This window comes from Citrobacter sp. S55_ASV_140 (assembly GCF_018919505.1).
Lineage (GTDB): Bacteria > Pseudomonadota > Gammaproteobacteria > Enterobacterales > Enterobacteriaceae > Citrobacter > Citrobacter werkmanii.
The window spans coordinates 1-23842 of record NZ_JAHLQZ010000030.1 but is presented as its reverse complement, the minus strand read 5'-3'; the positions used below and the strand labels follow the sequence as shown (position 1 = coordinate 23842).

The following is a 23842-nucleotide window of genomic DNA, read 5'->3' as shown; positions in this document are numbered from 1 at the left end:
CCAAAAATTATCTTCGGAATTTATTCACTCCCTTCGCCACCCCATCCCACACCAAAGCAACAACTCCACAACATGACCTTGCATTATGGAGTTGTTCGATTGCCGTAATAGCAAAAGTGACTTTGTTACGCAGATTGATTAATCAACGCATTGATTACAGGCCCTATCGTCTCAAACGCGGTGGGAGAAATGATGTCGACATGCGCGCAGTCGTGACGATAAACCTCCAGACTGGATATCCATGGTGACCAACTACGTTCAGGGTTAACGTCCTGCGGTAATGTGCGTTCAGCCACAAACAGCGTAGCGTGGCCCGCAAAAGGTACGCTGTGGGCTGTAGTTAACAGGCGAACCGCATCCGCATAATTGCCTTCGATAGCGTTGAATAACGCGTCAGACGCATTGCCCTGCTGTGCGGCCAGGAACGCTTCACGTTCACGCTCGATCTCCGCCAGTACGGCAGGATCCAAGCCATTGGCCTCTTTTTCCTGCCAATTTTGCGTTTCAGGCGGCCAGGTATCCAGCAGCCCCAGGAAGGCAACATCCTCCCCCCGGGCGTGTAAACGCGCGGCAATCCCCTGCGCCAGCGTCCCCCCCAGCGAGTAACCTAATAAATAGTATGGACCGTGAGGCTGCTGGTTAAGCAGCGTTGCCAGATGATGGTCACATACCGCATCGAGGTTTTCCGCCGTTTGCATGGGTCCATCCGGTCGCGGCGACTGAATGCCTGTAATCGACCACTGCGGGCTGAGGTAACGCGACAGCACGCTAAACTGCCAGGCAAAACCCGACGCGGGATGGAAGCAAAACAGCGTTGGGCCGTGACTTTCACGCAGCGGCAGCAGCGTCTCAAACCCCAGATGCTGCGACTGTTCATCATCATCACTCTCCAGCAATGCGCTGAGTTGTTCAACGGTAGAAGCCACCATAATCTGACCTGGCGTCACCTGTCGTTCAAACATACGACTCAATTGCGCCGCCAGCTTCATCGCCAGCAGAGAATGTCCGCCCAGCGCAAAGAAATCTGCCTCCACATCATTGACCTCACAATCCAGCAAGGCCGCAAAAGAGTGCGCAATGGTGGTTTCGATCCCAGGGCGCGGCGCACGTCCCGTTGTACGTGACGTTAACTGAGGCATCGGTAACGCTTTACGATCCAATTTACCGTTCGCGCTGAGCGGCAGCTCCGCCAGTTGCAGCAATACCGTCGGCACCATATGCGCTGGCAGTTTTTCGCGCAGACTCTCCCGCAATGCAGAGGTGTCCAGCGGTAAACCCGATTGCGACACCAGATACCCCACCAGTTGACGCGCATCGCCGCCGGTCGCCGCTGCCTGATTAAATACGCAGGCATGGGCAACAGCATGCTCGACATCGGGCAGTTGCTGCATCACCCGATCAATTTCCCCCAGTTCAATACGCTGTCCGCGAATTTTAAGCTGGTCATCGCTGCGCCCCAGGTATTCCACCGCGCCATTTTCCAGCCAGCGGGCCACATCTCCGGTACGGTACATGCGTTCACCGGCATTAAACGGATCGGCGATAAAGCGGCTTGCCGTCAGATCCGCTCGTCCCAGATAACCCTGCGCCAGTTGGATCCCCGTCAGGTATAGATCACCCGCTACGCCGAAGGGCACCGGACGCATCATGGCATCGAGGATCCGCAAACCGGTGTTCCATACCGGATAACCAATCGGCACGCTGTTGCCGGTTACGGCGGCGAGCGCTTCCCCCCAGGCCGGATACCAGCTCACATCAACCGCCGCTTCAGTTGGTCCGTACAAATTGTGCAACGGCGCATGGGTCAACTGTTCCCACTCACGACATAAATCTGCAGGCAAGGCTTCGCCGCTGCAGAATACCTGCTTCAGCGAAGCACAACTTTTCTGCGCAGTTTCTGGCGTCAATGACGCAATAAAAGCAGCCAGCATGGAAGGAACAAAGTGAGTGGTCGTCACCCCGTATTGGGCGAAGAATTGCTGCATCGCCAGCGGATCGCGGTGCGCCTCGGGCTCCGCCATCACCAATTTTGCGCCGGCAATAAACGGCCAGAAAAATTCCCACACCGAGACATCAAAACTGCATGGCGTTTTTTGCGCCACCACATCCTCTGCCGTCAGCGGATAGTGATTTTGCATCCACAACAGGCGGTTGACGATCGCCGTTTGCCCGACCATCACCCCTTTGGGTCTGCCGGTAGAACCGGAAGTAAAAATGATATAGGCCGTTTGATGCGGTTGAGAGAGGGCCAACGGCGCGGTATCTCCCGCTGGCAGCGGCGCGTTGTAGCACAGACTTTCCAGCCCCGGGATATCGCCAAAGCGCGCCAGTTGATCATCGGTTGCGATCACTAATTTTGGCTTTGCATCTTCGAGCATCATCCGCAGGCGATCGTCCGGGTATCCGGTATCCAATGGCAGCCAGGCGGCTCCGGCTTCAACAATACCGTGCAGCGCCAGCGTCAAGAATACTGAACGCGGTAATGCCACTGCAACGCTGTCACCTGGCTGTACGCCCCGCGCGCGCAGTAGGTGCGCCAGCGCCACAACCTGCTGGCGCATTTCACGATAACTAAACTGATAACGAGCATCGGCCAGCGCCGGGGCATCCGGCGTTTTATCGGCCTGCTGCGCCACTAGCGCGCTCAGCGTCGTGGCCGGGATCTCCACGGTCGTGTCGTTAATCTTCGCCAGTTGCTCATACTCCGCTGGCAACAGCATCCCGGCCTCACCACAGCATAGCGCCGGATTGTCAGCAAACTGTTCGATAAGCGCGGTTAAACGCGATGCGTGTTGCGCCAGTGTCGCGGCATCATAACGCTGTTTATTGGCGAGGATTTCAATACTCAGCCCACCGTTTTCATCCGGGAATAGCGCCAGCTCAAGATCGTTGACCGGGCCTGTCGCCAGGGTATGGGTCTGCGCCTGAACGCCGGGAATATTTAGCTGATAATCGAATATTTTCACGTTCAGCACCGGGCCAAACAGCGGCTCGGTACCGGCTGCACGCCCGCTGTCGCGCACAATTTGTTCAGCGTCATAACGCTGATGTCGGCGCATTTTCTTCAACTGCCCTGCCAACCGCTGTGCCAGCGCAGGCAAGCTTTCTGCCGCATCCAGCCTCACGCCAAAGGGCAAAACGTTTAAAACCGGTCCGGTGGACGTGAGTGCCGCCGATCCCATACGCCGCATAAAGATAAATCCGGCGGCATAATCCATTCGGCTACATAAACGTCCCAGCCACAACGCTACCAGCGCGAGAGCCAGATCCGCACGCTGCACATCAGGCATACGTGCTGAAAGCTGGCGGAACGCGCCTTCAGGCGCGGTGAGCTTCAGACGAATAATATCGGCACTGGCCGAGCGCCCCGGCAACGGTTTGTTCGACAACGACGCCGGGGGCGGTAACTGTTTACGCTGCTCGGTCCAGAAAGTAGCATCACGTTGCCAGGCATCGCTTTGACGATACTGTTGATACTCTTCCACGACCTCGGCAAACGGCGTAAAAGGAGAATCCGGCGTGGGTTCGCCACTCTGCCATGCGCAGTAAATGGCGGCTATCTGGCGGGTAATGGCGGGAAAGCTGAAGCCATCAACCAGCAGATGATGGTAACGCTGATACCAGTACCAGCGGTTATCACCTACCTGAATGAGCTGATGGAAAACCAACGGTTTATGACCATCAGCGCGTAAGTCCTGTTGCAGATCGGCCTGCATCAGTGCGCGGGCTGCTTCATGTGGGTGAGATTTTTCGCGCAGGTCGAAAATTTCAGGTTCCGCGAAGGTGAGCGCAGGATCAACCCATTGCCAGACCTCACCGTTATCTTCGCTAAACCGCATCCGCGGAGTATCAGCCTGCTCCAGACCGGCAACGATTGCCTTTGCCAGCAACGGCGCGTTCAGTTCGCCGGTTAATTCTACATAGTGCGCCACGCTCCACGCCGAGGGTAAGGTGGAGAGTTTTTCCGCCATCCAGATCCCCGGCTGAGCCGCGACTAACGGTAAACGCTGAGTCATGGAGCCTCCTGCACATCAACGTAGTTTGCTGGCGTCAGCGTGGTCCAGTTTGCATCCAGCCATTGCTGGCAGGCTTCCTGCGATTGCGGTTCGCACGCGACTTGCCAGCCAGCAGGAAGTGAGCACTGCTGCGGCCAGAGGCTAAACTGACGCTGTGGGTTTTGCAGAATGTAAAACTGGCCCTGCGGATTATCGAAGGGGTTACTGAACTCCATACTCAACTCCTGTCGTGGAACATCGTCCGGTTAAATCGTCTCGGAAAGCGGCTGCCAGAGCGTCATTAGCCCTTGCATCAGGCCACCGCGCCAGCAAAGCGCATCGTGTCCGCCATCAACCTGACGCCAGAAAATAGATTGTGGTGCAGAGGGTAATTGGGCATATAGCGCCTGATTGGCACGAAAAATTATCGGCTCGCGGATCCCGGCCTCCAGAACGATACGCAGCCCCTGAACGCTGACCTTGCCGCTCTTCAGTTGTTCAACAATCGCCCCATCCTGATGACCGCCGCGATGCGGCCACCAGAAAGAACCGGACTGGCTGAGCACACAGCCAAAGCGCGCGGGCCAGTTCAGCCCGGCATACAGCGCAGACAACCCGCCAAAACTTTGTCCGGCTACCACCGTGCGCTGCGGATCGTCACTGAACGCAGTGGTCGTCTTCACCAGCGGCAAAAGCTCCTGCTGTACCGCCAACCAAAAATCGGCGTTACACGGCAGTTCGCGGCTACGATGAGATGTGTCGATAGCGTCAATCAGGAGATATACGGCGGGAGGGAGATCTCCGCGGTGCGTGAGCGATGCCAGCGCAGGCCACACCGGCATACTTTGCGCCCAAAACTGACCGTCCAGTAGGATAGCCAGCGGACGTGCTTCTGGTTGGTCGTCACCGGTGGTAAATACCCATACGCGACGCGTATTGCAAAGCCTGGCGCTGTGCCATTGCAGGCAAACAGCGGGGCAATCGGGAGCCGCAGGCTGATCCCAACCGGGCTGTACGGGAGCGTCTGGCATTTCGAGCGCTGACACCGCATGGCCACGACCTCCCCGCCAGCTCTGCGGATTGAGAGGATCGGCAATCGCCTGCGGTAACAATTGTCGCCAGCCTTCACGCAGCACGTTTCGGTCAGGCGTTTCGTCCGCCGCCAGCGCGGCAAAAATGTCATCCCGAGCGGTGGGAATGAAGCAGTAGCTACCGCGCCAGTTGGCGCTGAGGGAAACACTCCAGCACCAAACATTTGTACCGTTAATGCGTTGCATCGACTGAGGGGGGACATTTTGATGATGGTCGGTGACGCCGGTGATATAGACCCACACACGACGAATGGCTGACTCTTTTTCCGTTCCCTGCGGGTCACGCCACCAGAAGGTTACCCGATAATTTCCGTTCTCTTCACGCTCCCACTCCGGGCCTTTTTTCGACTGCCACCACGCTTCGCTTCCCGTCTTTAACGTCGTCACCGCCATAACCCCATGTTTACTGTGAATTTTTATGATCTAGCGTGAAATATATTGATAATATTATTGATAACTATTTGCATTTGCAATAGCGTATTGTCGCGCTGTGGGAAGCGCGCACAGTTTTTCACCACTTATAAACCGACCTGGCGCTGCGTACTTTTTCTGGAACGGAGGGTTTACGCGGATGCGGGCGACATCAGACCAAATGCCGCACCACGGCACATGGGTACTCGTGGCTAAAAGAACAGCAGGACATACAATGAACAACAAGATTCATTCACTGGCCTTATTGGTCAATTTAGGGATTTACGGGGTAGCACTGCCAGCAATGGCAGAAGATCAAACTGATAACGCCGCCGTCTCTCATGAAGACACCATCGTCGTTACCGCCGCGCAGCAAAACCTGCAGGCGCCGGGTGTTTCAACCATCACCGCGGATGAAATCCGTAAAAATCCTCCCGCGCGCGATGTTGCGGAAATCATCCGTACCATGCCTGGCGTTAACCTGACCGGCAACTCAACCAGCGGCCAGCGCGGTAACAACCGTCAGATTGATATTCGTGGTATGGGTCCAGAAAACACCCTGATTCTGATCGACGGTAAGCCGGTGACCAGCCGTAACTCCGTGCGTCAGGGCTGGCGCGGCGAGCGTGATACCCGTGGCGATACCGCCTGGGTGCCACCGGAAATGATCGAGCGTATTGAAGTGCTGCGTGGTCCTGCCGCAGCACGTTACGGCAACGGAGCTGCGGGCGGCGTGGTGAATATCATCACCAAAAAAGGCAGCAATGAATGGCACGGTTCGTGGGATACCTATTTCAATGCCCCGGAACACAAAGACGAAGGCTCGACCAAACGTACCAACTTTAGCCTGAACGGCCCAATGGGCGGGGATTTCAGCTTCCGTCTGTACGGTAATCTGGATAAAACGCAGGCCGATGCCTGGGATATCAACCAGGGTCATCAGTCAGAACGTACCGGCACCTACGCCAATACCTTACCGGCCGGTCGTGAAGGCGTTATCAATAAAGACATTAACGGCGTAGTTCGCTGGGATTTCGCCCCGCTCCAGTCGCTGGAACTGGAAGCGGGTTATAGCCGCCAGGGCAACCTGTACGCAGGCGATACCCAAAACACCAACACCAACCAACTGGTGAAAGATAACTACGGGAAAGAGACCAACCGTCTTTATCGTCAGAACTACTCTCTGACCTGGAACGGCGGCTGGGATAATGGCGTTACCACCAGCAACTGGGTGCAATATGAACATACGCGTAACTCCCGTACGCCGGAAGGTCTGGCGGGAGGAACCGAGGGGATCTTTGACCCGAATGCGTCACAAAAATATGTCGATGCCGACCTGAATGACGTCATGCTGCACAGTGAAATCAGCATTCCACTGGACCTGCTGGTCAACCAAAACCTGACGCTCGGTACCGAGTGGAATCAGCAGCGCATGAAGGATATGCTCTCCAATTCGCAGACCTTTATGGGCGGTGATATCCCAGGTTACAGCAGCACCAACCGCAGTCCATACTCCGATGCGGAAATTTTCTCTCTGTTTGCTGAAAACAACATGGAACTGACCGACAGCACCATGCTGACGCCGGGTCTGCGTTTCGATCACCACAGCATCGTCGGCGATAACTGGAGCCCATCTCTGAACCTGTCACAAGGTCTGGGCGATGACTTCACCCTGAAGATGGGGATTGCGCGCGCCTATAAAGCGCCAAGCCTGTATCAGCTCAACCCGAATTATATTCTCTACAGTAAAGGCCAGGGTTGCTACGCCACTGGCTCCGCCACCGGCATCGGTTGCTACATGATGGGCAACGACGATCTGAAGGCCGAAACCAGTATCAACAAAGAGATTGGTCTTGAGTTTAAGCGTGACGGCTGGCTGGCCGGGGTAACCTGGTTCCGCAACGATTACCGCAACAAGATTGAAGCGGGGACGGTACCGTTCGACAGAACGTCCATCACCAGCAAAGGGAAGACGACTTACACCGATATCTATCAGTGGGAAAACATTCCTAAAGCGGTGGTTGAGGGTCTGGAAGGTACGCTGAACGTGCCGGTTAGCGAAACCGTTACCTGGACCAACAACATCACTTACATGCTGCAAAGTAAGAATAAAGAGACCGGCGAACGCCTGTCGATTATTCCTGAGTACACGCTGAACTCGACCCTGAGCTGGCAGGCACGCGAAGATGTGTCGCTGCAATCCACCTTCACCTGGTACGGTAAACAGCAGCCGAAAAAATATGATTACCAGGGCAAACCGGTAACCGGCAGTTCGGCGAGTGAAGTCAGCCCGTACAGCATCGTCGGCCTGAGCGCGACCTGGGATGTGACGAAAAACGTCAGCCTGACCGGCGGCGTGGATAACGTCTTTGACAAGCGTTTGTGGCGTGAAGGTAATGCCCAGACCACGGGCGATATTGTGACCGGAAACTATATGGCGGGCGCGGGCGCGAACACCTATAACGAACCGGGCCGGACGTGGTTCATGAGCGTTAACACGCACTTCTGATAACGTTTCCCCCTCTCCTCCCTGCGGGGAGAGGGAAATCACAACTACCATGCTCACCACGCACACACCGCTCACTTTCGCAGACCACACGCTGCACATTGTCGAGTTCGATCCCGCCAGCTTCCATGAGCAGGAGCTGCTCTGGCTGCCCCACCACGCTCAGCTCCTGTCCAGTGGACGTAAGCGTAAAGCAGAGCACTTAGCAGGACGTATTGCCGCAGTACATGCATTACGTGAATACGGTATCAAAACTGTGCCCGGCATCGGCGCGCAACGCCAACCATTGTGGCCGCAAAAGCTGTTTGGCAGCATCAGCCATAGCGCATCGACAGCGCTGGCGGTGGTATCGACACATTCCGTTGGGCTGGATATAGAAGCTGTTTTTACGCCACAAACCGCCGTTGAGCTGGCTGACGGCATTATCGATAACCACGAACGACAGATTATGCATCACGCCAGCCTGCCCTTTCCGCTCGCCTTAACCCTGACATTCAGCGCAAAGGAGAGCCTGTATAAAACGTTTTCGGAACACACTACGGCGTTACCGGGGTTCGCCAGCGCTAAAGTTACCGCCCTCACCCCAACCCAGGTAACCTTGCAAATTCAGCCCTTATTTTCGCCAGGCCTCGCCGGGCAGGAAATTAACGTTCGCTGGTTTCAGCGCGATGAAAACGTCATTACCTTTTGCACGAGCAGTACGCCATGCTCGCGCTCCTTTTCTGTCTGAATCGTCAACGGGAAACGAGCTATACCTGCTGGCACTCTGCCATCGACCTGCGTTGCCGCCCATGTTCATCAAAGTTGTCGGCAGCCAGCCAACGCTGCAATGCGGCATCGCGCTGCGGCCATTCGCTGTCAATCATTGATAACCAGTCGCTGTCGCGGTTGCGCCCCTTACGCACGATCTTCTGGCGAAAACGCCCTTCGAAGATAAACCCCAGACGCTCTGCCGCCCGTCGCGACGCCGTGTTCAACGAATCGCATTTCCACTCCACGCGCCGATAGCCTGACGCAAACGCCTGACGCAGCAGCAGCCAGACGCTTTCGGTGCCGAGTACCGTATTTTTCATGCGCGGCGACCAGGTCACATGACCAATTTCGACCGAGCCATGCTCCCGTTCGATCGCCATAAAGCACACCAGGCCAACGGCACGCCCGGAACGCTGTTCAATTACCGCATAGGGAACCAGAGAGGCGTCAGTGGATTTTGCCGCGATCCAGCAAGCCGCGGCTTCAACGCTCGTTGGGCGGGAGCTTGCAAGCCAGGTCCAGTCGCGATCGTCGGGTGCCTGCGCATAGGCATCAAACAGGTCGGCGGCATGGCTGTCGGCATCCAGAGGAACCAAACGGCAATACTGTCCAACAAGCTCTTCCCGTGGCAGCACGGCGGCCCCCTTCCAGTCCGGCACAACATCGCCGACAGTCTGACCATAAAGATTTATTTCCGGCACGGATTCAACCCCTGTTGCGAAGCAAAAAATAGTTATAGCACCTGCCATTTCACCTTCAAAGCGTCACCCGGTGATTTCTTACGCAAAACAGAAAACCAGCAGTCCTTCTATACTTAATTAAAATCAACGCTGAAGAGAACCCTATGTCACTACCCGATTTTCATGTTTCCGACCCTTTTACGCTAGGCATTGAACTGGAAATGCAGGTGGTTAATCCCCCAGGTTACGACCTGAGCCAGGATTCTTCCCGGCTGATTGACGCCATTAAGCCACAGCTTACCGCCGGGGAAGTGAAGCACGATATCACCGAAAGTATGCTGGAGATGGCAACCGGGGTTTGTCGCAATATCGACCAGGCTGATGCTGAATTGTCGGCCATGCAGCAGATAATCATGCGGGTTGCGGCAGAGCATCACCTCGCCATCTGCGGCGGCGGTACGCACCCATTTCAAAAATGGCAACGTCAGGAAGTCTGCGATGACGAACGCTATCGACGTAACCTGGAAAATTTTGGTTATCTTATTCAGCAGGCGACCGTTTTCGGTCAGCACGTCCATGTTGGCTGTGCCAACGGTGATGATGCAATTTACCTCCTGCACGGGCTGTCGCGATTTGTTCCTCATTTTATTGCGCTCTCTGCCGCCTCGCCTTACATGCAGACATCCGACACGCAATTTGCCTGCGCGCGCCTGAATATATTCTCCGGCTTTCCCGATAACGGTCCGATGCCATGGGTAAATAACTGGCAGGAATTTACGGGACTATTTCGCCGGCTGGCTTACACCAGCATGATTGATAGCATTAAAGATTTGCACTGGGATATCCGCCCCAGCCCGCACTTCGGTACGGTTGAGGTTCGGGTAATGGACACTCCGCTGACCCTTAAACACGCGGTCAATATGGCGGGACTGATTCAGTCCACCGCCCACTGGCTACTCACCAAACGTCCATTCAAACACCAGGAGCGTGATTATTTACTGTATAAATTCAACCGTTTTCAGGCCTGTCGCTTTGGTATGGCGGGGATTGTCACCGACGTGAATACGGGCGATGGGCATCGCCTGGCGGATGACACGCTACGACTGCTGGAGAATATCGCCGCCTCTGCGGACAAAGTGGGGGCGACCAGCGCGATTGAAGCCTTACGCCTGCAGGTTAAACATGGTCATGATGAAGCACAGAATATGCGTGATTTCGTGGCGGAAGGCGGATCGTTGAGTGGTCTGGTGAAAAAACAGTGTGAGATTTGGGCAGGGCTTTAGGCGTGGGGTTTGCGTTGCCCGCTGAGATCCCGGACAATGGTATTTTAACTCAAGTTTAACAATACCATGAAACACCCGCTTGAATCGCTGATGACCGCCGCTGGGATCCTGCTGCTGGCTTTTCTGTCCTGCCTGCTCTTACCTGCCCCTTCACTTGGCCTGGTGCTGGCGCAAAAACTCGTTGCCACTTTTCATCTGATGGATCTCAACCAGTTTTACACGTTGCTGTTTTGCCTGTGGTTTTTACTACTGGGGGTGATTGAGTATTTTGTGCTGCGCTACATTTGGCGGCGCTGGTTCTCGCTGGCGGATTAAACCCGCGAGAACCCGGTGCCGTTAATGCGTTCGACTATGATTTTCTTTGCGATAAGCGCCCGGCGGTTGACTAAACGTACGGGTGAAAATACGCGTAAAAGTCTGCTGTGAATCGAATCCGTACTTCAAACAGATGTCGTACACTTTCTGATCGGTATCGCGCAGATCGCGCGCCGCCAGCAGCAGTTTACGCTCACGAATGTAACGCCCCAGGCTCTCGCCTTTGTACTGCATAAAAAGACGCTGTAGGTGCCATTTTGAATAACCCGCATGGCGGGCAATATCATCAATGCGCAATGGTTGATTCAAATTATCATCAATCCATTCAACAATCGTATCAATTACCTGAGCAGAAATCGTCATCATGCTCTCCCCTGTGTTCATTGATTCGCCTGCTGCCACCAGGCCGTAAACGTTTGGTCCGGTTCGGACAGTATGACCGGTTCACCCAGCATCGGCGTCAGCAGTCGGTAATCTTGTTGGCGGCTGGCAAGCGCCAGTCGTTTGTACGGATCATCCCAGGTATGTTTCGCCAGAACAAAACGACCTGCGTGACCGGGCAAAACGGCTTTCGCATGCAGATCCGCCGCGGCCTGAGCCGTCTCTTCCGGCATCATGTGAATAAACTTCCAGTCCTGGTCATACTGACCGTTCTCCATAATCGCCAAATCAACCGAGCCAAACTGCTCGCCAATGGCTTTAAAATGCGGCCCGTAGCCGGAATCCCCGCTCTAATAAACGTTCTGCCCCGGCATTTCAAACATAAAGCTGGCCCACAGCGTCTGATTACGCTTAATGCCTCGCCCCGAAAAATGGCGGGCTGGCAGAACATGAACAATCAGTGAATCCGTCACTCTGACGGACTGATTCCAGTCACGTTCGTCGATTATCTCGCTGCGCATTCCCCAATAACGCAGATGCGACCCCACCCCCAGCGGCGTAATCACCCGTTTAATCTTCGGCATTAACGCCTTGATGGTGGCGAGATCCAGATGGTCATAATGATCGTGCGAGATGATGAGCAGATCGATCTCCGGCATCGTCTGCGCGGTCCATGGATAATCCCCGGCAAAGGCTTTGTTCAGAAATGAAAACGGCGCGGCATAGTTGCTGAACACCGGATCAATCAGGATGCGTTGACCCGCCAGTTGCAAATACCATGAGGAGTGGCCCAGCCAGACCAGAGTATCCTGCTGCGGCGGTAACCCGGCGAGATCGCTCGCCACCAGGGGTAACGGCTGCGCTGGCCGCGCATTTTCACGCTTAGCGACCAGAAACTCCCACCAGGCCGCCAGCATATCTTTGTTACCGGTATAGCCCGGTGTTGGCACCTGGTTATGAAACTGTCCAGCACGATAGTGTGGCGACTGTTCAACCTGACTCAGTTGTGCCCCTTGCGGCGCCTGGCCAAATCCGGCATTGAGTACAAACGGTAAACTTGTAGTAGCGGCAATAAGCATAATAACAACCACACAAACTGTGAGACGCTTCATATCCTGACCTTAAACGCGCCTCCTTTCCGCTGGTTTGCGCGACTGACTCTTGATTATGAGTGAGTAAGCACTCATTATAGAAATCGAAAGTTCGCCGTCAAGATGATTTTCAATCTTTGACATTCTCCGTTGCGGTGCTGCAAAGGCCGTGATTCAATCATGTTTTTTACAGACTTAAGGGTAAAGTGTAGTGGCTCGTCCGAAGAGTGAAGACAAAAAACTGGCATTACTGGAAGCTGCAACCACAGCATTTGCACAATCAGGTATTGCGGCCTCAACCGCCGTAATCGCGCGCAATGCAGGGGTTGCGGAGGGAACGTTGTTTCGCTATTTCGCGACCAAAGATGATCTGATCAACGAGCTTTACCTCTTTTTAAAACACGATCTCTGCCAGTCGATGATGGCTAATCTGGACCGTTCAGTGACCGATGCCAAAACCATGACTCACTACATCTGGAACAGCTACATTAGCTGGGGTCTGAATCATACCTGCGGACATCGCACCATTCGTCAGTTGGCCGTCAGCGAGAAAATCAGCAAAGAAACTGAACAGCAGGCTGACGATATGTTCCCGGAACTGCGCGATCTTTGTCATCGCTCCGTGCGCCCTGAATTTATGTCGGACGAGTATCGCGCCTTCGGCGACGGGCTTTTTTTGACACTTGCAGAAACAACCATGGAATTCGCTGCCCGCAACCCTGCCCGCGCGACGGAATACATTTCGTTGGGGTTTGAAGCCATGTGGCGCGCCCTGACCCGCGAGGAAAAATAATGGATGGAAAGACACTGCATGTCTGCGCGAAGCGCCTTGCGCTTGAACTGCCTTTTACTGAGCACTGCTGGCCTTTTGGCCCGGAATACGACGTGTTCAAGGTCGGCGGCAAGATTTTCATGCTGGTCTTTGAACATCACGGACGCCCGCTGGTTAACCTGAAATCCGATCCGCAAAAATCACTGTTAAATCAGCAGATCTACCCCAGCATTGAACCCGGTTATCACATGAATAAAAAGCACTGGATCTCAGTCTATCCAGGCGACGACATTACCGAGTCATTGCTGACGGACCTGGTGAGCGACTCATGGCACCGGGTGGTGGATGGTTTGCCTAAGCGCGATCAGCAACGCCTGCGGCCAGGCTGATTTATCGTTAGCGTCGATAAGTGTTTTTGCATTTTTCGCTCTTATCATTTTCTCGCTAACCCTGTACCCTGCTGAAACTAAACGCACCCGCAGGGTAGGAAAACCACCAGGAGTAGTTATGGATATTGTTTCTGTCGCCTTAAAACGTTACTCCACTAAGGCATTCGATCCGAATAAAAAACTGACCGCTGAGCAGGCCGAAAAATTAAAAACGCTGCTGCAGTTTAGCCCGTCCAGCACCAACTCTCAGCCGTGGCACTTTATCGTTGCCAGCACTGACGAAGGTAAAGCGCGCGTGGCGAAATCCGCAGCCGGCGGCTTTGTATTCAACGAGCGTAAAATGCTGGATGCATCCCACGTTGTGGTGTTCTGCGCCAAAACGGCGATGGACGATGCATGGCTGGAGCGCGTCGTCGATCAAGAAGAGCGTGATGGCCGTTTCGCTACCCCGGAAGCCAAAGCCGCTAACCACAAAGGCCGTACTTTCTTTGCCGACCTGCACCGCAAAGATCTCAAAGATGACAACCACTGGATGGCGAAACAGGTGTACCTGAACGTCGGTAACTTCCTGCTGGGCGTTGCGGCGATGGGGCTGGACGCGGTGCCAATCGAAGGCTTTGATGCTGCCGTTCTCGACGCAGAGTTTGGCCTGAAAGAAAAAGGTTTCACCAGCGTGGTCGTGGTCCCGGTAGGTCATCACAGCGTAGAGGATTTCAACGCCGCGCTGCCGAAATCTCGTCTGCCGTTGGAAACAACGCTGACGGAAGTCTGATTTTTGCCGTTATGCCCGATGCGTGTCGCCGTCATCGGGCGTATTACTACTGATTCAGCCACGCCAGAGCCTGCTCCCCCGCTTCATCCATCGGTAAATAAACCAGCAGCCGCGAACCGTTACGCGGGGCGGAATACCAGTACATTTGCTGCAAGCTAAAACGCCCTAACTGCGGATGAACAAAGTTTTTGACCTGATTTTCCACACCGCGAACGTCATATCGCTGATGCCATAATGCTTCAAACTCAGACGATGCGGCAAAAAAGCGCGCCAGTTTATTTTCCCAAACAGGATCGCTGCGATGTTCCGCCATTGCCGCACGAAAATAAGAAACAAACGTCGGTAATACATCGCAGTTTGCTATCCGGCTACGCCAGGTTTCATTGGTGAGATAGAGGTAAATACAGTTGCGGTCTTCGCTCGGGAGCGTGGAGAAATCAACGCCCATCAACCGGCAAAAACTGTCGTTCCAGGCCACGATGTCAAAACTGGGTTTCTGAATACTGGCGGGCTGCGGCATCAGGCTGTCGAGCATCTTTCGGGTGCCTGGCGCAATCCCTTCACACACCATCACCGGCGTGGATTCCGGTGGCGTCAATCCGGCCAGTACAAACAGGTGGCGGGTTTCCAGCGGACTGCATTGCAGCGCGCTCGCCACATTCAGCAAGACCGCTTGCGACGGATTGACCTCTCGCCCCTGCTCCAGCCAGGTGTACCAGGTGACGCCAACGTTAGCCAACATCGCGACTTCTTCGCGGCGCAGACCGGGCGTTCTTCGCCGCCCAATGCGCGGCAGGCCCAGACGCTGCGGATCGAGGCTTTCCCGTCGCGCACGTAAAAACGCGCCGAGCTGCTTGCGGCTGTCATCAGGGAGAATAACCGCGGATTCCTGTTGCGCTATTACCGACATGGACTCTCCAGCATAGTAGTGCCAATACCAGTATAACCAGGAACTGGTACCCGTTTAATTTTTCAGTGATGCTACGTCCATCTGCAAAATGATGCAATGGAGTTACTATGAGTACATCAACTGTTTCACCCGGCCGCATAGGGTTGCTGCTGTTATTGACAGGCCAAATGCTCCCGCTCATTGATACATCAATTACCAATGTCGCTCTGGATTCCATTACCCAGTCGCTTCAGGCCACCACCACACAGCTGGAGCTGATTGTCGCTTTGTACGGGGTGACTTTCGCCGTTTGTCTGGCGCTGGGCAGCAAACTCGGTGATAACTATGGTCGCCGCCGCCTGTTTATGACAGGCGTCGTGCTGTTTGGCATCGCCTCTCTTTTATGCGGGATGGCGAATTCCATTCATATGTTACTGGCTGCCCGCGTTCTACAAGGTGCGGGCGCGGCGCTAATCGTGCCGCAGATCCTTGCCACCCTGCACGTCACGCTGAAAGGTCCTGCACATGCGCGGGCCATCAGTTTGTATGGAGGAATTGGCGGCATCGCGTTTATTGTCGGCCAGATGGGCGGAGGCTGGCTGGTTTCGGCAGATATTGCAGGGCTGGGCTGGCGCAACGCCTTTTTTATTAATGTCCCGATCTGTCTGTTAGTTCTGATGTTCAGCCAACGCTATGTCCCGGAAACCACGCGAGAAACCCGAACCCGCATCGACTGGCTGGGCACCAGCAGTCTGGCTGCGATTCTCTGCTGCTTGTTGTTTCCCATGGCATTAGGCCCGGAAACCGGCTGGCCGTGGCAGACTCAGCTTGCTCTGGTCGCCATCCTGCCTTTGGGATGGTGGATGCGCAGCAATGCGTTACGACAAGAACAGACCGGGCAACATCCTCTCTTACCGCCACGCCTGTTAAAACTCAGCAGCATCCGGTTCGGCGTGCTGATCGCATTACTGTTTTTTAGCGCCTGGTCAGGATTTATGTTCTGTATGGCGCTGACGCTACAGGCCGGTCTGGGGATGGCGCCCTGGGAATCCGGCAATAGCTTTATTGCGCTTGGCGCAGCCTATTTTATCTCCGCCTGTTACGCACCGCGACTCATTGCCCGCTATAGCACGGGACGTATTCTACTCACCGGGTTGATTATTCAGATCGCTGGCTTGATGGGCTTAATGATGACCTTCTGGTATTCAGGTATGCATACCTCGGCCATTACGCTCGTTCCGGCTACAGCGTTTATCGGCTATGGTCAGGCGCTGATTGTGAACAGTTTTTATCGCATCGGTATGCGCGATATCGCCACGCACGATGCGGGCGCCGGAACCACCATTCTGAGTACGTTGCAGCAGGCAACATTAGGACTCGGTCCCGCCGTGTTGGGGGCGCTGTTCCTGCATCTGCAGCAACATTACCATGGTGATTACACGCGCTCGGTTATCGGCTTTTTAGCCGTCGAAGCCACAATGATGACCGTACTGTTACTGACTACCTTTTTATTTCGCCGCACGCTGAATATCAATCCGGTGTGCGCCAGCATCGCCGCAAAATCGTAGGCAAGACGAGCGTAATTTGCATAAGCTCCTGACAGCGGTCATCATAGGCCGCTGTTTATTAAGGAGACATTATGCAGGAATTGATATCTCAGGTAGAAGAACTCGGCATTGAAATAAACCACACCACCTCGCTGGTGATGATTTTTGGCATTATTTTTCTCACCGCCATTATTGTTCACGTTATTTTGCACTGGGTGGTGCTGCGCGCATTTGAAAAGCGCGCGAACGCCAGCTCCCGTCTGTGGCTACAAATCATCACGCAGAACAAGTTATTTCACCGGCTGGCATTCACCCTGCAGGGTATCATTGTCAACATTCAGGCCGCGCTGTGGTTACAAAAAGGCAGCGAAGCCGCAGAGATATTAGTGACCTGCGCTCAGCTGTGGATCATGATGTACGCCCTGCTGTCCCTGTTCTCCCTGCTGGACGTTATTCTCAATCTGTCGCAAAAACTCCCAGCCGCATCTCAGCTACCGTTGAAAGGTATATTCCAGGGAATCAAACTGATCGGCGCAATTATCGTTGGGATTTTGATGATTTCCCTGCTGATTGGTCAGTCCCCGGCAATACTGATAAGCGGCCTGGGCGCGATGGCCGCCGTCTTAATGCTGGTGTTTAAAGATCCCATCCTCGGCCTGGTGGCCGGCATACAGCTTTCAGCCAACGATATGTTGAAGTTGGGCGACTGGCTGGAAATGCCGAAATACGGCGCAGACGGCGCGGTTATCGATATTGGTTTGACCACGGTGAAAGTGCGCAACTGGGATAACACCATCACCACTATCCCCACCTGGTCACTGGTATCGGACTCTTTTAAAAACTGGAGCGGGATGTCTGCTTCCGGGGGGCGACGCATTAAACGCAGCATCAGCATTGATGCCACCAGCATTCATTTTCTTGACGAAGATGAACGCCAGCGACTGCATAAAGCACACCTGCTAAAGCCGTATTTAACCACGCGTCATCAGGAAATTGACGAGTGGAATCAGCTATTGGATGCGCCTGAATCCGTATTGAATCACCGCCGGATGACCAATATTGGCACTTTCCGCGCCTATCTGAACGAATATTTACGTCACCATCCGCGGATTCGCAAAGATATGACGTTAATGGTACGCCAGCTTGCGCCAGACGATCATGGTTTGCCGATCGAGATTTATGCTTTTACCAATACGGTAGTCTGGCTGGAATATGAAAGTATTCAGGCTGATATCTTCGACCATATATTCGCAGTGATCGAAGAGTTTGGCTTACGCATTCATCAGTCGCCTACCGGAAATGATATTCGCGCATTGTCAGGGGCTTTTCAGCGTTAATCGGCAATGAGAAGTGGTAACCGATCTCATCGCCAGGATGAGATCGGTTAGATATTAGCGGGATTTACGGCGCAGCAGTTTGAAGGCAACAAACAGGAACAGGATCCATATCGGCAGCAAAATAGCGGACAAGCGCATATCATCCATGGTGCACATCAGCACCAGAATCATGCCGAGGAAGGCAATGCACAGATAGTTTCCGGCCGGATACAACAGCGCTTTAAACTGGGTATCACGTCCTTTGCGGCGCATCGCCGCGCGGAATCGCAAATGCGCCAGACAAATCATAATCCAGTTTAGTAGCAGCGTCGCGACAACCAGCGCCATCAACAGACTGAACGCTTTTTGCGGCAGCACATAGTTGATCAACACCACCAGTGACGTAATCGCGCCGGACAGAATCAATGAGTTCACCGGAACGCCACGACGACTGACGCGGGTTAAAAACTTCGGCGCATTTCCCTGCACGGACAAGCCAAACAGCATGCGGCTGTTCGAGTAAACACCGCTGTTATAGACCGACAGCGAAGCCACCAGAATGACAAAGTTCAGTGCAGAAGCCACCAAGTTACTGTCAAGATTATGGAAAATCATCACGAACGGGCTACTGTTTGATTTCACTTCCACCCACGGGTACAAGGCCAACAGCACCACCAGAGAACCGATGTAAAACAGCAAAATACGGTACACCACCTGATTTACCGCTTTCGGGATACTTTTCTGCGGATCCTGCGCTTCCGCGGCAGTGATCCCTATCAATTCCAGCCCGCCAAACGAGAACATAATCACCGCCAGCGAGAGGATCAATCCGTTCCAGCCGGTGGCAAAAAAGCCGTTGTAACGCCAGAGATTATCGATGCTCGCATGTTCCCCGCCGTTACCGGAAAACAGCATCCAGATACCAAAACCAATCATGCCGATAATGGCCAGCACTTTAATCAGCGCAAACCAGAATTCCGTTTCGCCATACAGACGTACGTTAACCAGATTGACGGCGTTGATGATCACAAAAAACGCGGCGGCCCAAATCCAGGTGGGGACATCGGGCAGCCAGTACTGCATGTAGATTCCGGCCGCTGTCAGCTCCGCCATGCCAACCAGCACAAACATCACCCAGTAGTTCCAACCGGACAAAAAGCCAGCAAACGGTCCCCAGTATTTATAGGCAAAATGGGCAAACGATCCGGAAACGGGTTCTTCCACCACCATTTCGCCCAGTTGACGCATAATCAAAAAAGCGATGATTCCGGCTACGCCGTAACCCAGTAACACCGCAGGCCCCGCCATCTGAATGGCCGGACCAATGCCCAAAAACAGGCCGGTTCCAATTGCGCCGCCCAGCGCAATTAACTGAATATGGCGGTTTTGCAACCCCCGCTGAAGCGTCGGCTCATTCGTCGACGCGGCATCAGACACGCTGGTGTCAGATGCAGTTGACGCGTTTTTCACGCCCTTCCCCTGTGTCGTTTTTATTGAAGGGGCTTCTTTTAACATTTCAACCTGGTTGCCGCAAGGCGCAATCGTTTAACACCATGGTCATCAGCGATGCCTGAGCCGTTGTTATTTTTCATGGGGCTGCACCTTACCAGAGCTCACGCTTTTCATAATTACAGTGAATTATTCTGGACGAAAAGGCATTCCAGGCCACAGAATGCGCTTTACTGTTTTTCTAACATTTTCAAATGGGTGAGCCTGTTGTATTTCAGTCACTCGTTTTTAAGCCAAGCCAGGCAACGACTGTCATGAATAAGATCATCAAACGACTGGAAATCGTCAAAAGCGCTATTGAACTGGAAGATGAGGAGATTATTTTCCAACAGGTGGCGCATCTGAAAAATGAGCCTTTGTCAGTCGTGCCAGGCACCATCGTGCAGGCGATCGAAGCCCGGCGCTTTAGCGATGCTCTGCGTGAAATCACCGCCTGGCTGCAATCTCAGCGGGCAGTCTCTACGTGGCAGGATCCTGCGATTGCGGCGAGTAAACTCGAACTGAAAGCGCTGGAAACACAATTGCGTGACCTGATTGATAAGCGCAACACGCGCATTCAAATCCTCGATGATTTCAACGATCTATACCATCTTCGTCTTGGGCCGTTGATGAGCCGCATCCTTGAGCTGCGTAAGCAACTGGCCGCCAGCGCGCAACGTAAGCAGGAAGCGGAGCGAAAACGCCGGGAAAAAGACTATCAATCCTGTCAGCACTATATTTCCCAGGCCGTTGAGCAGTTGGCCAGACTCAAGCAGCAATGGATGAACCAGCACTCAGATTCGCGCGAATCTGTCGAAACCCGGCAACGCATTCAGCAACAAACGGAGCTGATCACCGCCCTGCTGGCGGAGATTCGTGAACTGGAAAACGACTTTTCTCGCCAGGACGACAGCGCGACTCGCCAGGCACAAGAAGAGGCCAGTCATGAATATGATGAATATCAGGAGCAGCAGCAGGACGCACAGCATCGTTTTACCCGCGATCAACGACTTTCTCCCGATGAGCGTAGCGAGCTAAAGCGCCTGTGGCGGCAGGCCAGTCGTCTTTGCCACCCGGACGTAGTGGCGGATGATCTGAAAGAGAAAGCGCATCAGATGATGGTACAGCTTAACCAGGCGCGCCAAAATGCCGACCTTGCCGCCGTACGGGCGTTACTGACCCAGTTACAAACTGGTCTCGAACCGATGATGGCGAGTGACCGATTGAACGATCTGCAGCATTTACGCAGCAAAATACAGCAGCTCAGAGAACAAATTAACGCACTGCTGAAAGAGATTACCGAACTAGAGGCGGAAAACGCCTGGCGCCTTGCTTCCTCCGTGACCGATAAAGAGGCTTACTTCTCTGACCAGCAACGGGCGCTGACGGAAATCCGCAACTCGCTGGAACAACAGGTGCAACAGGTCGAGCAGGAGCTGTTAGCGGGCTGAGCGCTAGCAGCGAAGTAAGCAGATAAAATGACAACGGCAAGCAACATGCTCAAATAAAGCACAAAAAGACCAACTCAGAATAAAAAACCATGAATCTTTGTTTAATTGGCTAAATAGTCTTAAATTAAAACATTTTTAGATGCTTAATGTAAATTTGGCGATATTTCCATCTTCACTGTTCCCACCCGCCCCTTCTTCCTAATCTTAATTAAGAATTCTCCTACCCATCAACCAGTCCATCATCACAAGCTGGCATTCCTTTGAAATATAATCATTTTTAAAAAAATCGCCGTCAATAAGCCCAGGAATATCCTGCCTTTATGGAAAAGGTGGGCCCATTCTTGTGGTGATCCATAAGCGAAATCTATCAATCATCTGCTCAGAGGTGATATAAACGATTTATCTTAAATTTTAACAAAGTGTAATATCTACTTTCAGAATAGTTAATGCTTCAAATAAATACAGAAAATATCTGTTGAATCGGCAATAAATAAGGATACGTTCAAACCAAAGAACGTTATACGAGATTTAATTAACATTCCGCGCGTCGCAAGAAACTCTTTTTTCAGCCAGAAAAAAGAGGCGACTGCTTGCATTAAAATTTCAAGGAGATCGTAATGTCTAAGGCTATTTTTTTGGGTGATTCACTTTATCCCTGGCTAGGCATGCGAGAAATTCTACGTGGTTCATCATTATATATTGATATCACATACCACTCCTCTCAGACGTTTTCAGCAGTCAAGTTCCTGCCAGATGGCACGGATTACATCATTATTAATCCTGACAAATCAGATTTTTTAAAATATGCCCGGATTATCCGCAGCATGGCTATCCGCCCTGCCACAAAAATTATTGTTTTGGCAGATGAAGCCACCTTTTCTCTTTTTCAAACCGTTTGCGGGAAGAACATGCAATTACTCGATCAAGATGCCAGTCTCGATCGGCTACTGCATGCCGTTACACGTATCATACAGAATAAAAAACAAAATAATATCAATGCACTACATACTAAAATTACCGCAAACGAATTCAATGTCATGATGATGCTTGCCCGGGGTTGGTCATTGGCACAAATCGCCGGGGCGTCACAAAAAAGTGAAAAAACCATCGGGGCGTACAAAAGCAACATTGCCAGAAAGCTCGGCAAAAATAACACCCGGCTCAAGTACACCATTTCCCACTATAGCCAGCCGTAACTGACTTATTTAAGGACAATTATCACGGTTATTATTTAAATCTTTCCTTTCGGCTCATTTTTAATTCCGCAACGCTCGGAAGGGAGCCCTATTCCCAAAAATCAATATGCCGGGTAGCGCATCCGCGGGCCAATCATAGCCAACAACTCAACGTATTAACACATACATAACAGGAATGTAGACGAGGGTTATATATGAACAAAGTTTACAGCATTATTTGGAACGCGGCGCTCGGCATCTGGGTGGTCGTTTCTGAATTAACTAAAGGCAAGAAAAAAAGTAGTTCACGTAAAACTGTCGCCGTCCTCGCTGCTGGCGCATTAAGCGGAGCGTCGATGATGGCCTCGGCTGATCCGATTATTGATATCGGCGATCATAATATTTCTACTGACTACCAGCGAGGAATTTCCGCTGGCGTTTATGAGGGAATTCATAACTACGGCTTCTTATATGAAGATAATACCACTGGTCAGGCGCTCAATATCAGCGGCGCGATCCCGACGATTACCCCAGGCCAAAGCGGCGTTGTTGAGTCAACGACTATCCGGGAGCTGCTGCAAACCGGCAAAATCACGCTTAAGGCTACCAGCCCTGACCAGAGCGTAAAAACAATCTCTACGGTGGAAGAACTGGCAGAATACCTGATTCATACCCAGTCAGCGAAGCCTTCGCAAAGCACGGACTTTGATATTTTTGATCCGGCGCTCCCAGGAGAGCCAGAAACCATTAAAGTTTTTGATACCAGCGCGTTAGCCGGGTTTATCACTGAATCACAAATCGGCGATGCTGTTTTAAATACGTATGATGCGCAACAAACGCAAATCTATAAGCAATTTGGCATCGCGTTGGCGACCAATGGCGCCACGGCCAATCTGAATATTGGCAACGATACGCTTCATGTACGTGACAAAGCCAATACCATCGAATTACTGGCTAAAGATTCCTCGCTGCTGGAAGCGCAAGGCGCCAACAGCCAGGTGAACTGGCAATCCGATAACTACATCAAATTTAACGCCGCCCCTGTTATTCCGACCAAAACGTTTAACGGTTCCAGGACAACCTCCGTATTTGGCGGCGATGTAACGCTGATGACGTATGGCTATAACGACGCTGGCGAGGTTATCGAAACGGGGGAAAAAACGTTCTCAATTACCACGGCTGCGGAACTGGCTGAGTTCAATAGCTGGCTGTTAGGCGAAAGCGATGATGCCGCGCAAAAACCGGATGGACAAAAAGTCAGTCAGATCCAGTTGTGGCTGGATGTTGAAGACAGTCAAATCACAACCGTCTCCGCCGCGCAAGCGAAGTATGCTGAGCTGATAGATGACTTACTGACTTCAGGTAAGTCATCTGATGTTATCTCCTGGGATTACGACGTCTGGACCGATGGCGAGTCGCATAGCAATAACACGACCGCCGAACGCGGTGAGCTACACGCTATCTATGCCAACGGCGCAGGTACCGCCGGTACGTTGAATAAAGATGCGATGATCGCCGTAGACGGCAGTATTAATGG

At 53.0% G+C, this 23842-nt stretch carries 19 protein-coding genes and 1 pseudogene; 12 read left to right on the top strand and 8 right to left on the bottom strand.

Annotated elements, in window-relative coordinates; genetic code table 11:
• Nucleotides 1-125 precede the first annotated feature (125 nt).
• Genes entF through fes form a run of 3 tightly spaced genes read right to left on the bottom strand, consistent with a single transcriptional unit; the run spans nt 126 to nt 5479 of the window.
• Nucleotides 126-4016: an enterobactin non-ribosomal peptide synthetase EntF gene (entF, locus tag KQJ18_RS07450; protein ID WP_216421761.1), complete on the bottom strand. Its 3891-nt coding sequence runs from the start codon at nt 4014-4016 to the stop codon at nt 126-128.
• Nucleotides 4013-4231: an MbtH family protein gene (locus tag KQJ18_RS07445; protein ID WP_087857112.1), complete on the bottom strand. Its 219-nt coding sequence runs from the start codon at nt 4229-4231 to the stop codon at nt 4013-4015. Before KQJ18_RS07445 ends, entF begins: the two co-directional genes overlap by 4 nt.
• A 30-nt stretch (nt 4232-4261) precedes the next feature.
• Nucleotides 4262-5479, bottom strand: a complete 1218-nt coding sequence (gene fes / locus KQJ18_RS07440; RefSeq protein WP_216421760.1) for an enterochelin esterase — start codon at nt 5477-5479, stop codon at nt 4262-4264.
• 253 nt (nt 5480-5732) lie between these two features.
• On the opposite strand from fes, the gene KQJ18_RS07435 reads away from it, so the two are divergent.
• A complete protein-coding gene (locus KQJ18_RS07435) occupies nt 5733-8006 on the top strand; it encodes a TonB-dependent siderophore receptor (protein ID WP_216421759.1) in 2274 nt (757 codons plus the stop codon).
• Between the two features lie 49 nt (nt 8007-8055).
• Nucleotides 8056-8733: an enterobactin synthase subunit EntD gene (gene entD, locus KQJ18_RS07430; RefSeq protein WP_216421756.1), complete on the top strand. Its 678-nt coding sequence runs from the start codon at nt 8056-8058 to the stop codon at nt 8731-8733.
• Nucleotides 8734-8752: 19 nt separating this feature from the next.
• Here the strand turns inward: entD and KQJ18_RS07425 are convergent, their stop codons facing one another.
• Nucleotides 8753-9457 (bottom strand): GNAT family protein, encoded by a 705-nt coding sequence (locus tag KQJ18_RS07425; protein ID WP_038638600.1) that lies wholly within the window; start codon nt 9455-9457, stop codon nt 8753-8755.
• 143 nt (nt 9458-9600) lie between these two features.
• Between KQJ18_RS07425 and KQJ18_RS07420 the strand changes: the two genes are divergently transcribed.
• Nucleotides 9601-10719 carry a YbdK family carboxylate-amine ligase gene (locus KQJ18_RS07420; protein WP_216421755.1) on the top strand — a complete coding sequence of 373 codons (1119 nt, stop codon included), beginning with the start codon at nt 9601-9603 and terminating at the stop codon, nt 10717-10719.
• A 66-nt stretch (nt 10720-10785) separates the two neighbouring features.
• Nucleotides 10786-11034: a DUF1158 domain-containing protein gene (locus KQJ18_RS07415; protein ID WP_069323123.1), complete on the top strand. Its 249-nt coding sequence runs from the start codon at nt 10786-10788 to the stop codon at nt 11032-11034.
• Between the two features lie 21 nt (nt 11035-11055).
• Here the strand turns inward: KQJ18_RS07415 and KQJ18_RS07410 are convergent, their stop codons facing one another.
• Together KQJ18_RS07410 and KQJ18_RS07405 are read right to left on the bottom strand one after the other, a co-directional pair.
• Nucleotides 11056-11397, bottom strand: a complete 342-nt coding sequence (locus tag KQJ18_RS07410) for a RamA family antibiotic efflux transcriptional regulator (RefSeq protein WP_003021996.1) — start codon at nt 11395-11397, stop codon at nt 11056-11058.
• 17 nt (nt 11398-11414) lie between these two features.
• Nucleotides 11415-12527, bottom strand: a pseudogene (locus KQJ18_RS07405) (MBL fold metallo-hydrolase).
• Nucleotides 12528-12717: 190 nt separating this feature from the next.
• Between KQJ18_RS07405 and KQJ18_RS07400 the strand changes: the two are divergent.
• From KQJ18_RS07400 to nfsB, 3 genes are all read left to right on the top strand, one after another.
• A complete protein-coding gene (locus KQJ18_RS07400) occupies nt 12718-13299 on the top strand; it encodes a TetR/AcrR family transcriptional regulator (RefSeq protein WP_069323121.1) in 582 nt (193 codons plus the stop codon).
• A complete protein-coding gene (locus KQJ18_RS07395; RefSeq protein ID WP_038638590.1) occupies nt 13299-13667 on the top strand; it encodes an MmcQ/YjbR family DNA-binding protein in 369 nt (122 codons plus the stop codon). Before KQJ18_RS07400 ends, KQJ18_RS07395 begins: the two co-directional genes overlap by 1 nt.
• Before the next feature lie 118 nt (nt 13668-13785).
• Complete coding sequence (gene nfsB, locus KQJ18_RS07390; RefSeq protein ID WP_069323119.1) at nt 13786-14439, top strand: oxygen-insensitive NAD(P)H nitroreductase; 654 nt, start codon at nt 13786-13788, stop codon at nt 14437-14439.
• 46 nt (nt 14440-14485) lie between these two features.
• Here nfsB and KQJ18_RS07385 read toward each other — a convergent pair whose 3' ends face one another.
• Nucleotides 14486-15349 (bottom strand): helix-turn-helix transcriptional regulator, encoded by an 864-nt coding sequence (locus KQJ18_RS07385; RefSeq protein WP_121528731.1) that lies wholly within the window; start codon nt 15347-15349, stop codon nt 14486-14488.
• Between the two features lie 107 nt (nt 15350-15456).
• On the opposite strand from KQJ18_RS07385, the gene KQJ18_RS07380 reads away from it, so the two are divergent.
• Nucleotides 15457-16896 (top strand): MFS transporter, encoded by a 1440-nt coding sequence (locus KQJ18_RS07380; RefSeq protein WP_204354925.1) that lies wholly within the window; start codon nt 15457-15459, stop codon nt 16894-16896.
• A 71-nt stretch (nt 16897-16967) separates the two neighbouring features.
• Nucleotides 16968-18212: a mechanosensitive ion channel family protein gene (locus tag KQJ18_RS07375; RefSeq protein WP_069323117.1), complete on the top strand. Its 1245-nt coding sequence runs from the start codon at nt 16968-16970 to the stop codon at nt 18210-18212.
• A gap of 54 nt (nt 18213-18266) precedes the next feature.
• Here the strand turns inward: KQJ18_RS07375 and pheP are convergent, their stop codons facing one another.
• On the bottom strand, nt 18267-19661 hold the full coding sequence (gene pheP, locus KQJ18_RS07370) for a phenylalanine transporter (protein ID WP_216421754.1): 1395 nt from the start codon (nt 19659-19661) through the stop codon (nt 18267-18269).
• Between the two features lie 293 nt (nt 19662-19954).
• Here pheP and KQJ18_RS07365 point away from each other — a divergent pair, with 293 nt between their 5' ends.
• The 3 genes from KQJ18_RS07365 to KQJ18_RS07355 all read left to right on the top strand — a co-directional run.
• Nucleotides 19955-21130, top strand: coding sequence for a DNA repair protein (locus tag KQJ18_RS07365; RefSeq protein ID WP_160955735.1), 1176 nt, complete (start codon nt 19955-19957; stop codon nt 21128-21130).
• A gap of 617 nt (nt 21131-21747) precedes the next feature.
• Entirely contained in the window at nt 21748-22326 is a 579-nt protein-coding gene (locus tag KQJ18_RS07360; protein WP_085047570.1) for a LuxR C-terminal-related transcriptional regulator, read from the top strand.
• Between the two features lie 194 nt (nt 22327-22520).
• A partial coding sequence (locus tag KQJ18_RS07355) for an ESPR domain-containing protein (RefSeq protein ID WP_216421753.1) occupies nt 22521-23842 on the top strand: 1322 nt, incomplete at its 3' end.